General features: G+C 64.8%; 14 protein-coding genes. 3 read left to right on the plus strand and 11 right to left on the minus strand.

What is annotated here, in order from left to right; genetic code table 11:
* Position 1 precedes the first annotated feature (1 nt).
* Together AAFG13_RS03100 and AAFG13_RS03105 are read left to right on the plus strand one after the other, a co-directional pair.
* Positions 2–313, plus strand: coding sequence for a hypothetical protein (locus AAFG13_RS03100; RefSeq protein WP_342711088.1), 312 nt, complete (start codon positions 2–4; stop codon positions 311–313).
* Positions 314–324: 11 nt separating this feature from the next.
* Complete coding sequence (locus tag AAFG13_RS03105; protein ID WP_249131198.1) at positions 325–675, plus strand: BA14K family protein; 351 nt, start codon at positions 325–327, stop codon at positions 673–675.
* A gap of 25 nt (positions 676–700) precedes the next feature.
* On the opposite strand, the gene AAFG13_RS03110 is transcribed toward AAFG13_RS03105, so the two are convergent.
* The 11 genes from AAFG13_RS03110 to AAFG13_RS03160 form a co-directional block, all read right to left on the minus strand.
* On the minus strand, positions 701–1,411 hold the full coding sequence (locus AAFG13_RS03110) for a hypothetical protein (RefSeq protein ID WP_342711089.1): 711 nt from the start codon (positions 1,409–1,411) through the stop codon (positions 701–703).
* Between the two features lie 119 nt (positions 1,412–1,530).
* Positions 1,531–2,622, minus strand: coding sequence for a response regulator (locus tag AAFG13_RS03115; RefSeq protein ID WP_212317549.1), 1,092 nt, complete (start codon positions 2,620–2,622; stop codon positions 1,531–1,533).
* On the minus strand, positions 2,619–3,059 hold the full coding sequence (locus AAFG13_RS03120) for a response regulator (protein WP_212317548.1): 441 nt from the start codon (positions 3,057–3,059) through the stop codon (positions 2,619–2,621). Before AAFG13_RS03120 ends, AAFG13_RS03115 begins: the two co-directional genes overlap by 4 nt.
* The gene (locus tag AAFG13_RS03125; protein ID WP_342711090.1) at positions 3,056–4,594 is read right to left on the minus strand and encodes a CHASE3 domain-containing protein; all 1,539 of its coding nucleotides are present in this window, start codon (positions 4,592–4,594) and stop codon (positions 3,056–3,058) included. Before AAFG13_RS03125 ends, AAFG13_RS03120 begins: the two co-directional genes overlap by 4 nt.
* Before the next feature lie 100 nt (positions 4,595–4,694).
* Entirely contained in the window at positions 4,695–6,053 is a 1,359-nt protein-coding gene (gene accC, locus AAFG13_RS03130) for an acetyl-CoA carboxylase biotin carboxylase subunit (protein WP_092113729.1), read from the minus strand.
* Between the two features lie 24 nt (positions 6,054–6,077).
* A complete protein-coding gene (gene accB, locus AAFG13_RS03135) occupies positions 6,078–6,572 on the minus strand; it encodes an acetyl-CoA carboxylase biotin carboxyl carrier protein (protein ID WP_212317544.1) in 495 nt (164 codons plus the stop codon).
* A 52-nt stretch (positions 6,573–6,624) separates the two neighbouring features.
* The gene (gene aroQ / locus AAFG13_RS03140; RefSeq protein WP_342711091.1) at positions 6,625–7,086 is read right to left on the minus strand and encodes a type II 3-dehydroquinate dehydratase; all 462 of its coding nucleotides are present in this window, start codon (positions 7,084–7,086) and stop codon (positions 6,625–6,627) included.
* A 296-nt stretch (positions 7,087–7,382) separates the two neighbouring features.
* The gene (locus AAFG13_RS03145) at positions 7,383–8,228 is read right to left on the minus strand and encodes a DUF1236 domain-containing protein (RefSeq protein ID WP_342711092.1); all 846 of its coding nucleotides are present in this window, start codon (positions 8,226–8,228) and stop codon (positions 7,383–7,385) included.
* A 125-nt stretch (positions 8,229–8,353) separates the two neighbouring features.
* Positions 8,354–9,313 (minus strand): hypothetical protein, encoded by a 960-nt coding sequence (locus tag AAFG13_RS03150; protein ID WP_342711093.1) that lies wholly within the window; start codon positions 9,311–9,313, stop codon positions 8,354–8,356.
* A gap of 134 nt (positions 9,314–9,447) precedes the next feature.
* Positions 9,448–10,215 (minus strand): DsbA family protein, encoded by a 768-nt coding sequence (locus AAFG13_RS03155; protein WP_092113737.1) that lies wholly within the window; start codon positions 10,213–10,215, stop codon positions 9,448–9,450.
* 86 nt (positions 10,216–10,301) lie between these two features.
* Positions 10,302–11,723 carry a M48 family metalloprotease gene (locus tag AAFG13_RS03160; RefSeq protein WP_212317537.1) on the minus strand — a complete coding sequence of 474 codons (1,422 nt, stop codon included), beginning with the start codon at positions 11,721–11,723 and terminating at the stop codon, positions 10,302–10,304.
* Positions 11,724–11,949: 226 nt separating this feature from the next.
* Between AAFG13_RS03160 and AAFG13_RS03165 the strand changes: the two genes are divergently transcribed.
* A complete protein-coding gene (locus tag AAFG13_RS03165) occupies positions 11,950–13,137 on the plus strand; it encodes an aminotransferase class I/II-fold pyridoxal phosphate-dependent enzyme (RefSeq protein ID WP_342711094.1) in 1,188 nt (395 codons plus the stop codon).
* Positions 13,138–13,158 lie beyond the last annotated feature (21 nt).

Consider the following 13,158-nt stretch of genomic DNA (forward strand, 5'->3'; position numbering starts at 1 on the left):
CATGCAACGGTTCGTCACACTGTTCGTCGTTACCCTCGTCATCGCGCTGACCGCGCCGGTGGGCGCGGCCCGTGCGCAGCAGCGGCCACCGAACAGCATTCCGCTCGCCTTCGGCATGAGCGCCGACCAGGCCAGCCAGTCGCTCGGCGTTCCGCTGAACTACGTTCGCGGCACGCCGGGCAATGAATTGTTCGTCGCGCTGCCCAATGTCAGGGGCAGCGTGCTGTCGCGGCGCAGCGACGGGCTCTATCTGCAATTCGGCAAGGGACGCCTGATCGCCTGGAAGGGTGACTGGGGGACCATTCCGCAATGAGAGCCTTCGCCATGACCGCCATCAGAGCATTGATCGCCTGCGCCGCCATCGCGCTCGGCACCGCCGCTGCCTCGGCCCAGAACTTGTCTCATGACTTGGAGCCGCAACGGTCGCTGCGTTACGGCAGCACCGGCGGCGTGTATTTCGACGGCAGGAATGACGACCGCGACTTCCGCAGCAACGGCTCCTTTCCGGGCAGCTTTGCCGCCGATCCCTTCAGCGCGGGCTTCGGCGCGGCGGGTCTGTTCGGTTCGACGCCGTATCACTCCGCGCGGCCCTATCCGTCGCAGGTGATCTTCGGCGCGCCATGTCAGGACTGCCGTCCACATCGCACGCGGCGGCACCGCGATCGGCCTGATTGAGAGGTTGGGGAAGCGGAAGGCGCTTCTAGCTCTTGCGCAGAAGGTCGTCGATGATGCGCAGCTTCATCCAACCGGCCTTGTCGATAATCTCCCTGCGCAGCGTGTCCTTTTCCATCTCATATTGCTCGCGCGAGATGTCGCGGCCGCCGCTCGCGGTGATTCCGAATGTCTTGAGCAGGGCGTTGTGCTGCGCCTCCCAGGCGATCACATGCTCGGTCATGAGCTGCGTCACCGCCGGAAGGAAGCCGGGATGGCCTGCCAGGCCGCATGTTTCCGTGGTCTGCGGATCTTCCGCCAGCATGATCACGTTCCACTCGTCGTAGCCGATCAGATCCAGCTGCGCGTAGAGAAACGCGCCATGCGGCCCGTCCCAGATCTTGTGGTCGATGACCAGGAACGGCAACGCACGGCAGTGGCCGTGGCGCGCCGTCATGTCACGGTTGAAACTCTCGGTGCGCTCCTGCAGCCGTTGGTTGGCCGCGGCAAACACGGCGAGGCGATTGTCCGCCGCCGGCACGATGCTGGCTGCGTCGTCGGGCGCGAACCCCGCATCGCGCAGCATCGGCCCGATCCGCGGATCTTCCCACTGCCTCCTGTGAAAGGCGGGTGCCGCGCCGTCGGCGCCCGGTGCCGGACGCACGGACTCCCTAGGATCGCCCGACGTCGCCTGCTTCTTTCCAAAAACCACCCTGCGCTCGAACATCGTGCCGTTCCTGCCAAGCTGGAGGAAAAGCATGGCAAACAACGCCCAGATTTGTCTTAACCCGTCAGGGCAAGCGGCCGCGATCGAACAACAGGGTGACGCGGCCGTTAAGGCCAACGCGAAAATTCGATCAATCCGCCACCATCAGCGGCCTAACTGGCGGCAGCGCTTGTCGATTTCGCCGGCGCCGGGGTGACGCGGGCAAACCGCACCACGAAGCGGGTGCCCTTGTGGCTGGGGTCGCGCTCGACGCTGGCGTCGAGCTTGACGGCCATCGCCGCGACGATGCGCTGGCCCATCCCGGTGCCGCGTGGATCGGCCTTGTCGGAGAAGCCCACGCCTTCATCGCTGATCGCAAGCTGCAAATCGTCCGCGTCCGGCTTCAGCTCGACATGGATCGGGCCGGCGCCGTCGGGATAGGCGTATTTCACGGCGTTCATCACCAGCTCGTTGACGATGATGCCGATCGCGACCGCGCGGTCGGGATCGATCTCGACCGGCTCGGCCTTCAGCGTCAGCCGCGACATCTTGTTGCCTTCGGCCGATCGCCTGAGATCCTCGAGCAGCGCCTCGAGATACTGGTTGAGCATCACCGTTTTGAAGTCGTGCGAGGTGTAGAGGCGGCGGTGCACCTGCGCGACGGCGGCGACACGGCCCATCGCATTGGTGAGCGCCGCCTTGACATCCTGCTGGGTCGAGGAATTGGCTTGCAGATGCAGCAGCGAGGCAATGATCTGCAACGAATTGCCGACGCGATGGTTGACCTCGCGCAGCAGAACCTCGCGCTCGGCGGCGAGCGCGGCGTACCGGTCGCGCGAGGCGTGCACCTCGGCCTCGGCCTCGTCGCGCGCCTTCTGGATCGCGGCGCGCCGGACCGCGCCGTTCACCGCGACCTGGAGCAGGGGGATGAATTCGCCCCTGACGTCCTTGACCAGATAGTCCGCCGCGCCGGCCTTCAGCGCGGTGACGGCAATCGCCGAATCCTGCGAGGCGGTGACGAACACCACCGGCGGTGCGTCCGCAATCTTGAGCATCTGCTCCAGCGTCTCCAGCCCATCGAGGCCGGGCATGTACTGGTCGAGCGCGACGACGTCGATGCCGCCCTGGGCGAGCCGCTCGAGGCCTTCCTGGCCGCTTGCGGCGTGCACGACCTTGTAGCCTGCGCGCGTCAGCCCGCGTTCGACCAGGCGCGCCAGCGCCGCGTCGTCGTCGATGTAGAGCAGTGTCGGCGTTGCGCTGGTCATAGGGAAGCTGGCGGCACCTGAATCACGGAAAAGAACAGGCCAAGCTGGCGAATGGCGTTGGCAAAGCTTTCGTAGTTCACCGGCTTGGTGATGTAGACGTTGCAGCCGAGTTCGTAGCAACGCTTGATCTCCTGGGAGTCGTCGGTGGTGGTCAGCACGACCACCGGCGTCGCCTTGAGATGCTTGTTTTCCTTGACCCGCTTCAGAATATCGATGCCGGTCATGTCAGGCAGATTGAGATCAAGCAGGATGAGCAGGGCCTGGCCCTTGCGCTCAACCGCGCTGCCATCCTTGCCGAACAGGTAGTGCACGGCCTCTGTACCGTTGGTGAACGGGACGATCTCATTGTTGACACCTGAGCGCCGGATATTCCGCTCAATCAGGCGGGCATGGCCCTCGTCGTCCTCGATCATGATGATGGTGACTGGATCGCTCATGATTCTTTGTCCCGGTTCTTGCCTGAGTTCTTGCCTGACCATTTGGTAGGCAGCGTGATCGTGAACGTGCTGCCATTGTGAAGTTCCGATGTTACCGACATGGTGCCGCCCAGTCTGCGCACAAGTGCGCGGACATGGGCAAGCCCGATGCCCTGACCGGGCTTGTCCTGGGTTCCGGCACGGCGGAACAGATCGAAGATGCGCTGGTGGTCCTTCGGATCGATGCCGCGGCCATTGTCGGTCACTTCGAAGATCGCAAAACCCAGCTTGGTGCGGCCCTCGATCGAGATCTCGCCGGGGACGCCGTCCTTGAGGTACTTGAGTGCATTGTCGATCAGGTTGGAGAAGATCTGCTCCAGCGCGAGGCGGTCGCTGACGAGATTCGGCAAAGCGCCGACCTCGACGGTCGCATTGGCCTCGGCCGCCTGATGCGCGACCGTCTTGACGATGCCGTCGATCAGCTCGCGGAGATCGATCCGCTCCGGCTTGAACTCGCGGCGGCCCTCGCGGGTGAGATTGAGGATCGCGCTGATCAGGCGGTCCATCTTGGCGATCGACGATTTGATGAAGCCGAGCGATTCGTTGAAATCGTCGGATAGCTGCTTGTCGGAGCCTTCGAGCTCGGGCTCGGCCACGTCGGTCGCGTCTTCCATCGCCGGCGCCAGCGATGCGGTGCGATTGAGCGTGGCGATGCGCTTGAAGATGTCGCCGCGCAATTCCTCCAGCTCGCTGGTGAAGCCCATGATGTTGACCAGCGGCGAGCGCAGGTCGTGGCTGACGATATAGGCGAAGCGCTGGATTTCCTCGTTGGCCTCGCGCAGGTCGGCGGTCCGTTCGTCGACGATGGTTTCGAGATTGACGTTGCTGTCGCGCAGCCTGGCCTCGGCCTCGTCGCGCGCCCGCGAGGACTGCCGCAGCAGCACGAGCGAGAGGGCGGCGAGCGCCAGCACCATGCAGGAGCCGGCGATGGTGACGGAGGAGGCGAGCACCTGGGTCCTGTCCGCGGTTGCGGTGCGCTCAGCCAGCAGCCGATCCTCCTCGGTGCGCATGTCGCGGCCGATCCGGGCGATCGCTTCCAATGCATCGGCCGAAGTGCCCTGGCGCAGGATGTCGACGCTGGTCGCGGCGTCGTTGTTGTTGGCGCGCTCGATGCTGAGGGCGAACTCGGCCAGCCGTTGCTCGACGGCGGCTTTCAGCTTCGCGGCATTGGCGACCTGCGCCGGATTATCGACGGTCATCATCTGGAGATGGCCGAGCGCGGCCGGGAGCGCCGCCGCGGCCGACTGGTACTCAGACAGGTATTGTGGTGCTGACGTCAGCAGATACGCCCTGGTCGCGCTTTCGGCGCGCCTGACGTCAAGCAACAGATTGGCAACCTGGCTCTCCACCTCGACGGTATGGACGACCCAGGCGTTGTCCTCACGCGCCTTGTTGACCAGCAGGACGGACGCCACGCTGACCGCGACCAGCACGAAAAATCCCGCCGAGAGCAGCAGGATCTGTAACGTGGACCGGCGTCGTGAAACTGGTGTCACGACGGTCTCTTCGCGAGAGTGGGATTCAATGCGTCCCCGTGGAAAGCCAACAACCCTTTAGTACGTTTGAGCGGGGCGCTGGGTTCCACAAAGTTCCAAACTATTTCGGGGCGTCGGATGGCTGGCCGGCGAGATACTGCTCCAGCCAGTGGATGTGATAGTCGCCCTCGATGATGTCGGGCTCGCGCACCAGCGCGCGGAACAGCGGCAGCGTCGTCTCGATGCCGTCGACCACCATCTCGTCCAGCGCCCGGCGCAACCGCATCAGGCATTCGCCGCGGGTCTTGCCGTGCACGATCAGCTTGCCGACCAGCGAGTCGTAATAGGGCGGAATCACGTAGCCCTGATAGACGGCGGAATCGATCCGCACGCCGAGACCGCCAGGCGCGTGGAATTGCGTGATCCGTCCGGGCGACGGACGGAAGGTCTGCGGGTTCTCCGCATTGATGCGGCACTCGATGGCGTGGCCGATGATCGCGATCTCGCTTTGCTTGGCCGGAAGCTCGCCGCCGGCGGCAATCCGGATCTGCTCCAGCACCAGATCGATATCCGTGATGCTTTCGGTGACGGGATGCTCGACCTGGATGCGCGTGTTCATTTCGATGAAATAGAATTCGCCGTCCTCGTAGAGGAATTCGATGGTACCGACGCCGAGATACTTCATGTCCCGCATCGCCTTGGCGCAGGTCTCGCCGATCCTGGCGCGCGCCGCCGCGCCAAGCACGGGCGAGGGGCCTTCCTCCCAGACCTTCTGGTGACGGCGCTGCAGCGAGCAGTCGCGCTCGCCGAGATGGATGGCGCCGCCGCGGCCATCACCGAGAATCTGGATCTCGATGTGGCGCGGCTTCTGCAGGTATTTCTCCAGATAGACCGAGGCGTCGCCGAACGCCGACTTGGCTTCGTTGGCCGCGGTCGTGAGCGCCAGCGCGAGGTCGGCCTCGGTGTGGGCGACCTTCATGCCGCGGCCGCCGCCGCCGGCCGCCGCCTTCACCAGCACGGGGAAGCCGATCTCCTTGGCGATCGCCATGGCATCGTCGTCCGCCGTCACTGCGCCGTCCGAACCGGGCACCACGGGGATGCCGAGGCGCTTGGCGGTCTTCTTGGCCTCGATCTTGTCGCCCATCAGGCGGATGTGCTCGGCCTTCGGCCCGATGAAGCCCAGATTGTGATCGGCGAGGATCTCGGCGAAGCGCGCATTCTCGGACAGGAAGCCGTAGCCGGGATGCACGGCGTCGGCGCCGGTGATCTCGCAGGCGGCCAGCAGCGCCGGGATGTTGAGATAGGAATCCTTCGACGGCGGCGGCCCGATGCAGACGCTCTCGTCGGCGAGGCGCACATGCATGGCGTCGGCGTCGGCGGTCGAATGCACCGCGACGGTGGAGATGCCGAGCTCCTTGCAGGCCCGGAGCACGCGAAGCGCGATCTCGCCGCGATTGGCTATGAGGATCTTGTCGAACATCGCAGCGCCTGACGTTGACGGAAGCTATTCAATGATGACGAGCGGCTCGCCGAATTCGACCGGCTGGCCGTCCTCGACGAGGATCTGCGTCACGGTGCCCGCGCGCGGCGACGGAATCTGGTTCATCGTCTTCATCGCCTCGATGATCAGAAGCGTCTGGCCGGCCGTGACCTTGCTGCCGACTTCAATGAACGGCTTGGCGCCAGGTTCCGGAGCCCAATAGGCGGTGCCGACCATCGGCGAGGGCACGACACCCGGGTGTTTCGCCATGTCGGCGGCGGCAGCGGCGGCAGCCGGCACTGCCACCGGGGCGGCAACCGCATGCACGGCTGACGGCACGGAGGCGGCGATGCTGATATTGCGCGCGACCCGGACGCGCAGGCCGGCGCGCTCGATCTCGATCTCGGTGAGGTTGGTCTCAGCAAGCAGCAGCGCGAGCTCGCGGATGAGGACGCTGTCGTCGTTCTTGGAGTCGTTCTTGGACTTTGCGGCTGGTTTGTCGTCTGGCTGGCGCGCCATGTTGTTTGATCCGAAATCTCTGTCTGGTGACGGGGAACGTCAGGATTGACGATTAAGTCTTTGCCTTCGCACCGATCCTGGTGGCGAGGCCGATGATCGCAAGCCGGTAGCCGTCGATGCCGAAGCCGCAAAGTGACGCGAAGGCGGCTTTAGCAGTGAACGAGTGGTCCCGGAAGCTCTCGCGGGCGTGGATGTTGCTGACGTGAACCTCGACGGCGGGAATCTTGACCGCAACCAGCGCGTCATGCAGCGCGATCGAGGTATGGGAGTAGCCGCCGGCGTTGATGATGATGCCGACCGCCTTCTTGGCGTGAGCCTCATGGATGAAGTCGATCAGTTCGCCCTCGCGGTTGGACTGCCGGCAGTCGGCGGTCAACCCGAACTGCCGCGCGGTGTCCGCGCACAGCTTCTCGACGTCGGCGAGGGTGGCATGGCCGTATGTCTCCGGCTCGCGCGTCCCCAACAGGTTGAGGTTCGGGCCATTCAGCACATAGATCGTTCCGGCAGCAGCCATTTCCATGGGTTCCGAAGGGGAAAGTGGGCCGGGTTATAGGTAACAACCGGCCGCAGGGGAAGTCTTTAGGTGAAATCGGAACGTCTTCAACAGCTTCCTTCGCTCTGTTAGATAGCTGCCGTAACCTACGGAAATTGCTGATTAACTAAATCTGGCGGAAGGCAGGCCGGGGGTGTGCTCCGGCCAGCCATCCACTGGCGACTGCGGGGTGCAGCCGCATGCAAAACCCGCCCCTGAGGGGGCGGGGTTGAGATCGAGGCGAGGGCTCGTCATGGCACCCTCGCGCCGAGGCCGGCTTAGCCCTCGATGATGTAGACGATCTCGTGGGTCTCCGGCTGCACGATGATGTAGCGGCCGTGGACCAGGATGAACTCATAGCCGCGCCACTGCGGATAGATCGTCACGACGCGCTCCGGCACCGGGTAGAAGTGCACGTCGGCCGGGATACGGGTGCCGACCGACACGTTGAAGTTCACATTGGTGACTTCGGCGACGTGCTCGGACTTGATCGCCGTCGAGATCTGGGTGCGCTTCTCGGCCGGTGGCGCCGCGGTGGCCGACGTCGCCGCGTTGCCGGTCGTGGTCTGGGTGCGGCTGGTGTCGTTGGTCTGCGCGCGGTTGGTGTCGGTCGGGCTCTTGGTCTGAGCGTTCTGGTTGGTGGTAGCGCCGCTCTTCTCACGGCTCTCGGCGGCGTTGTTCATCTTGCCGCTCTTGTCATGCTCCTCGGCCCTCATGTTGCCGCTCTTGTCGCGGCCTTCGGCCTTCATGTCCTTCGAACCTTCCTTGGCGCCCTTGGTCGCATCGTTCTCCGAGCTCATGCTCTTGGACTTCTGCGTGTTCTCCTGTGCACCCTTGGTGGCGGGGCCGGACTTTTCGGACTCGGCGCCCTTCATGCCCGACGCGTCATCCTTCATGCCTGAAGAAGACTCACCGGTCGTGGAGTGCTCGGAACCCTTCATGCCGCCCGTATCGCGCTGCATGGTGCCCGACGATGCGCCACCGGACGGTGCGCTGTGCTGCACGGTCGCGCCACCGCCGGCCCCGGATTCCTTGTTGGCGCCGCCGGCGCCCTGTGCATTCGCGAATCCGGTACCAGCGATCAAAGCCGCCGCAGCGACCGAAATCAGAAAGCGGTTAGACATTGTAGTCCTCCTCGTTATTCAGCATTGCCCGCGCCGACAACGGGAGAGGATGTGCGATGTTCCTGTTGATTTGCGGTTCCTTGCAGATTGTTTCTTGTGTGAACGCGCGATGAACGATTTGCGTTTCAACCGCAGGCCCAGTCGAACTCCATGCTCGCAAGGTCGAGCTGGCCGTTGCCGCCGCCGAAATTGAATCCGCCGAAATGCTCTTCGATCTCGAGATAGGTCGCGCTGTATCTCGGCGTCCACTGGTTCGGAAACATTGTTCCGCCGAGATGGTTGCGGCCGTCCAACCGCTCGAGACCGCGTGCACTGCCTTGCCCACCGTAAGGCGCGATGTAGTCGCCGAGTTCGCCCTTGTGCAGCAGATGATCGCGCGGCGGCTTGCCGACATTGGGATCGTCGTCGCGCGGCGCAAGTGCGATGCCGTAGGCGTGGTGCCCGGCCTCGGGGATGCCGCCGAACAGGCGGTACCAGTATGTCTTCTCCAGCGCGTCGCTGCGGGTGCGGCCGACGTTGACGTCGAACGCCGTGCGCGCCGCCCCCTTCACGAGCCAGCGCGGAGGCGAATTGGTTTCCAGCAGCGGATTGCCGGCAAGCTCCGGCGGCCGGCAGAGCGGTCCTGCGAACTCGGTCTCCGTGAGCCAGATCGCCACAAAATTGTGGTCGATGATGTCCTTCATCCGAAACTCCATCGGATGACGGTTCTGCCGATAGGCGAAGTAGGGCAGCAGATTGGGATCGGATGGACGCGCGATGGTCTCTGCCGCGAGATATTGCGCGACCGCGTCGATCTCGACGGGTTCGTCATATTGCTGATCGGCGAACATGGCGAGCGCGACATAGGCGTCACCCTTGGCGCGATACTGCGCCGGGACGCGCAGCGTGAAGCAGTGCTGCATCGGAGAGCCGTCATGGGGACTGAGCGGCCATTGCTCGGTGCGAATGCCCGATGGCAGACCGTAGCACCAGCCATGATCGTGGTCGGAGCCACGCTGTGGCGCGGTCTTCAGGAGGGTGAGATCGTAGCCAAGTGTTGGTGGAGCAAGGGTTGGCGGGGCCAGTGTTGGCGGGGCCAGGGGCATGGCGCGCGACTTCCGTTATTGGTGATGCCCCTTGGTTGCGGCCAGCGCGGAAGCGGTTCGGTGCCGCAAACAAAAAAATCCGACTGCCAGGCAGCCGGATTTTTCTTGATGGATGAGCGCTGTCGAAGCGACGATCAGCAGGTCGCCTTGCCGCAGCGGGCAAGGCCGATCTTCTCCTTGAGACCCTCGACGCCGACCGCGCCGATCACGACCTGCTTGCCGATCACGTAGCTCGGCGTGCCGTTCATGCCCATGGATTCAGCGAGGCGGAAGTTCTCCTCGATGGTCGCCTTCACCTCGGGGCTTGCCATGTCCTTCTCGAGCTTGGTCATGTCGAGACCGACCTCCTTGGCGACCGCCAGCGCGCGCGCCTTGTCGGCGGCGCCGCGGCCGCCCAGGAGCTTCTGGTGAAACTCGAGATACTTCTTGCCGGTCGGATCCTGCATGCGCACGGCGACCGCGACCTGCGCGGCCTCGACCGAGCCCTGGCTCAGCACCGGGAATTCCTTCAGCACGACCTTCAGCTTCGGATCCGACTTCATCAGGTCGAGCATGTCGGACATCGCGCGCTTGCAGTAGCCGCAATTGTAATCGAAGAACTCGACGAAGGTGACGTCGCCGTCCTTGTTGCCGAGCATGACGCCGCGCGGCGAGTTGAAGATCGTGTCGGCGTTCTTGGCGACGCTCTGCTCATGCTTCTCGGCTTCGGCGGCGGCCTGCCGCTTGCTGAGCTCGTTCATCGCCTCTTCGAGCACCTCGGGATGCGCGATCAGGTAGTTGCGCACGATGGTCTCGATGTCGCCGCGCTGGGTATCGTTGAAGCTCTGCGCGGACGCAGTCAGCGGCGCGGCGCAAATACCGAGCGCGAGCAGGGCAGGGGCGAGAAAACGAAGCGCTGGCATGGCAAAATCCTTGTTCGAGGTGGCCCGAAATTCGGCAGGGCCGCGGGCTGGTTTCGGTGATCGTTGTATGGAACTACGGTTTATTTCTAGTTGTTTTTCTGACCCGGCATCGGCTTGGCGCTCACAATGTCGTCAGCTTTGACCCAGCCCGGCGTGCCGATCGCAAACCGCGTCTTGGCGCGCGATGCCAGTTCGCGGGCGGTCTTGTTGTCGCCGCGGAGATAGGCGGCCTGCGCCGAGGCGAGGTCGGCCTGGGCATAGTCGCCCTTGCGGCCATAGGCCATCGCGAGCTGGGTATAACCGAGCGGCGCCTCGGGCTCGCGCGCCACGGCGGCGCGCAGCATGTTGATCGCATCGTCGGTGTAGGCCTTGTTATCGGAGGCGACCAGCGCCTGGCCGAGCAGCATCTCGATCAGCGGCGAGCTGCCGGAGAGCTGCACCGCGCGGCGCAGCGGCGCGATGGCCTCCGCCGGCCGGCCGCCTTCGAGCAGTGCCTGGCCGCGCAATTCGTAGAAATAGGGATTGTTGGGCTGGACCTGGATCAAGCCGTCGATCTGCGCGATCGCCGAACGCAGATCGCCGTGCAGATAGGTGGTGATCGCGCGCGCATAGCGGGCCGGCAGGCTGGTGTTGGACAACGGATAGCGGCGGTAGACCGTGTCCTGCCGTTCCATGAAGCCCGAGATCTTGGCGCGCATCATGTCGTGACGCAGCTGCAGCGCCGGATCGTCCTTCTTGTCCCAATAGGGGCTCGAGCGCGCCAGGTCCTGCAGCGCCGAGACGCGATCGACCGGCATCGGGTGCGACTGCAGATAGGGGTCGGCGCCGCGCGCGGCGAACAGGCTCTCGTCGGTGAAGCGCTTGAACGTCTCATACATGCCCTTGGCGGACTGGCCGGTCGCGTTCAGGAACTTGACGCCGGCGCGGTCGGCGTTTTCCTCCTGCTGGCGCTGGTAGGAGAGCAATGTGCGCTGAATGACCGACTGCGGCGCCGAGATCGCGGCGGCACCGGCGCTGGAGAGGCCGTTTCCAACGCCGCCGCTCGCAGCGCCCGCGGCCAGCGCGCCGACGCCGAGCAGCATCGCGATGATCATCTGGGTCTGCGCCTGCGCCAGCTGCTCGCGCATCTTGGCAAGATGACCGCCGGCCAGATGGCCGGTCTCATGCGCCAGCACGCCGATGATCTGGTTCGGGGTCTCCGATTGCAGCAGCGCGCCGTAATTGACGAAGATGCGGCGGCCGTCGGCGACGAAGGCGTTGAACGAGCCGTCGTTGATGATCACGATCTGGATGTTCTGCTTCTCGAGACCGGCGGCGCGCAGGATCGGCCTGGTATATTCGCGCAGCAGTTGCTCGGACTCGGTGTCGCGCAGCACCGGCGGGCCCTTCTGCTGGGCTCGCGCAGGGACGCCGGGACCAACGGCGAGTGCAACCGCGGTCAGCAATGCGGTGAGCTTGAACGCCGTCGGCTTGAGGGTCCTGGCACGAAGAGCGAGGCGGAACAGCATGGGCGATCTATCGGCGATTTCTGGCCGCGCGGCGGCAAAGTCCGGTTCCCGACCCGACCGGGGCAGGCGCGTGGCACAGTCTGTTGTTTTTGCAGTTCTTCTTCACGCGAACCGGGTATGCACTTGGCCTGAAAGCGTTATAAGGAGCCACCGAATGCGGCCAGTCTGGGGCGGTCGCCGGTATCGGAACCCGAACCCGGCAGCGGCCGTGCAATAGCAGAAATCCATGCGTGAAGCGACAGCGAGAGACCGTGTGAGCAGCCTTTTGACAGCGTCCGGCCGGAGCGATGTTCCGCCGTTCATGGTGATGGACGTGATGGCGGCTGCGGCGCGAATCGAGGCCGCGGGTGGCCATGTCATCCACATGGAGGTGGGGCAGCCCGCCGAGGGGGCGCCGAAGCCGGCGATCGCCGCCGCACAGGCCGCGCTTGCCGGCGGGCGGATCGACTACACCTCGGCGCTCGGCATTCCCAGTCTGCGCGCGCGCATCGCCCGGTATTACCGCGACACGTATGGCTGCGCGGTCGATGCCGAGCGCATCATCGTCACCACGGGCTCGTCGGGCGGGTTCATCCTGGCGTTTCTTGCGATGTTCGAGCCGGGCGACCGGGTCGCCGTCACCGTGCCGGGCTATCCGCCTTATCGGCACATCCTGACCGCGCTCGGCTGCGAGCCGGTGCTGATCGAGACCTCAGGCGACACCCGCCACGCGCTGACCGGGGAGGCGCTGCTGGCCGCCCATCGCAAGGCGCCGCTGAAGGGCGTGCTGGTCGGCAGCCCGGCGAACCCGACCGGCACGATGATGTCGCGCGAGGCGCTGTCGAGCCTGATGGCCGCCGCCGACAGCGCGGGCATCCGCTTCATCTCCGACGAGATCTATCACGGCCTCGACTACGCATTTCCTGCGGTGACGGCGGCGGAGCTGTCGCCGAACGCGCTCGTGATCAACTCGTTCTCGAAGTACTTCTGCATGACCGGCTGGCGCGTCGGCTGGATGGTGGTGCCCGATGTGCTGGTGCGGCCGATCGAGCGGCTGCAGCAGAACCTGTCGATCTCGGTGCCGACCTTGTCGCAGATCGCCGCCGAAGCGGCCTTCGAGGGCCGCGAGGAGATGGAAGCGATCAAGCGCGGCTATCAGGAGAACCGCCGCATCCTGATCGAAGGCCTGCCCAAGGCCGGGCTGACCAAGTTCCTGCCCGCCGACGGCGCGTTCTATCTCTACGCCGACGTCTCCGACTTCACCTCCGACAGCTTCGCCTTCGCCAGCGAAATGCTCGAGAAGGCGCATGTCGCAGCGACCCCGGGCGTCGATTTCGATCCGATCCACGGCCGCGCCTTCATCCGATTTTCCTATGCCCGTTCCGCGGCGGAGATGCAGGAAGCAGTTGCGCGGATCGCGCATTGGCTTAAATAGCCCGCAATCTTCAAGAGCCCT

The organism is Bradyrhizobium sp. B124 (assembly GCF_038967635.1).
GTDB lineage: Bacteria > Pseudomonadota > Alphaproteobacteria > Rhizobiales > Xanthobacteraceae > Bradyrhizobium.

Excerpts from the sequence above, each read along its gene's own strand:
- AAFG13_RS03100 (WP_342711088.1), top strand. The coding sequence starts at position 2 with ATGCAACGGTTCGTCACACTGTTCGTCGTTACCCTCGTCATCGCGCTG.
- AAFG13_RS03105 (WP_249131198.1), top strand. The coding sequence starts at position 325 with ATGACCGCCATCAGAGCATTGATCGCCTGCGCCGCCATCGCGCTCGGC.
- AAFG13_RS03110 (WP_342711089.1), bottom strand. The coding sequence starts at position 1,411 with ATGCTTTTCCTCCAGCTTGGCAGGAACGGCACGATGTTCGAGCGCAGG.
- AAFG13_RS03115 (WP_212317549.1), bottom strand. The coding sequence starts at position 2,622 with ATGACCAGCGCAACGCCGACACTGCTCTACATCGACGACGACGCGGCG.
- AAFG13_RS03120 (WP_212317548.1), bottom strand. The coding sequence starts at position 3,059 with ATGAGCGATCCAGTCACCATCATCATGATCGAGGACGACGAGGGCCAT.
- accC (WP_092113729.1), bottom strand. The coding sequence starts at position 6,053 with ATGTTCGACAAGATCCTCATAGCCAATCGCGGCGAGATCGCGCTTCGC.
- accB (WP_212317544.1), bottom strand. The coding sequence starts at position 6,572 with ATGGCGCGCCAGCCAGACGACAAACCAGCCGCAAAGTCCAAGAACGAC.
- aroQ (WP_342711091.1), bottom strand. The coding sequence starts at position 7,086 with ATGGCTGCTGCCGGAACGATCTATGTGCTGAATGGCCCGAACCTCAAC.
- AAFG13_RS03145 (WP_342711092.1), bottom strand. The coding sequence starts at position 8,228 with ATGTCTAACCGCTTTCTGATTTCGGTCGCTGCGGCGGCTTTGATCGCT.
- AAFG13_RS03150 (WP_342711093.1), bottom strand. The coding sequence starts at position 9,313 with ATGCCCCTGGCCCCGCCAACACTGGCCCCGCCAACCCTTGCTCCACCA.
- AAFG13_RS03155 (WP_092113737.1), bottom strand. The coding sequence starts at position 10,215 with ATGCCAGCGCTTCGTTTTCTCGCCCCTGCCCTGCTCGCGCTCGGTATT.
- AAFG13_RS03160 (WP_212317537.1), bottom strand. The coding sequence starts at position 11,723 with ATGCTGTTCCGCCTCGCTCTTCGTGCCAGGACCCTCAAGCCGACGGCG.
- AAFG13_RS03165 (WP_342711094.1), top strand. The coding sequence starts at position 11,950 with ATGCGTGAAGCGACAGCGAGAGACCGTGTGAGCAGCCTTTTGACAGCG.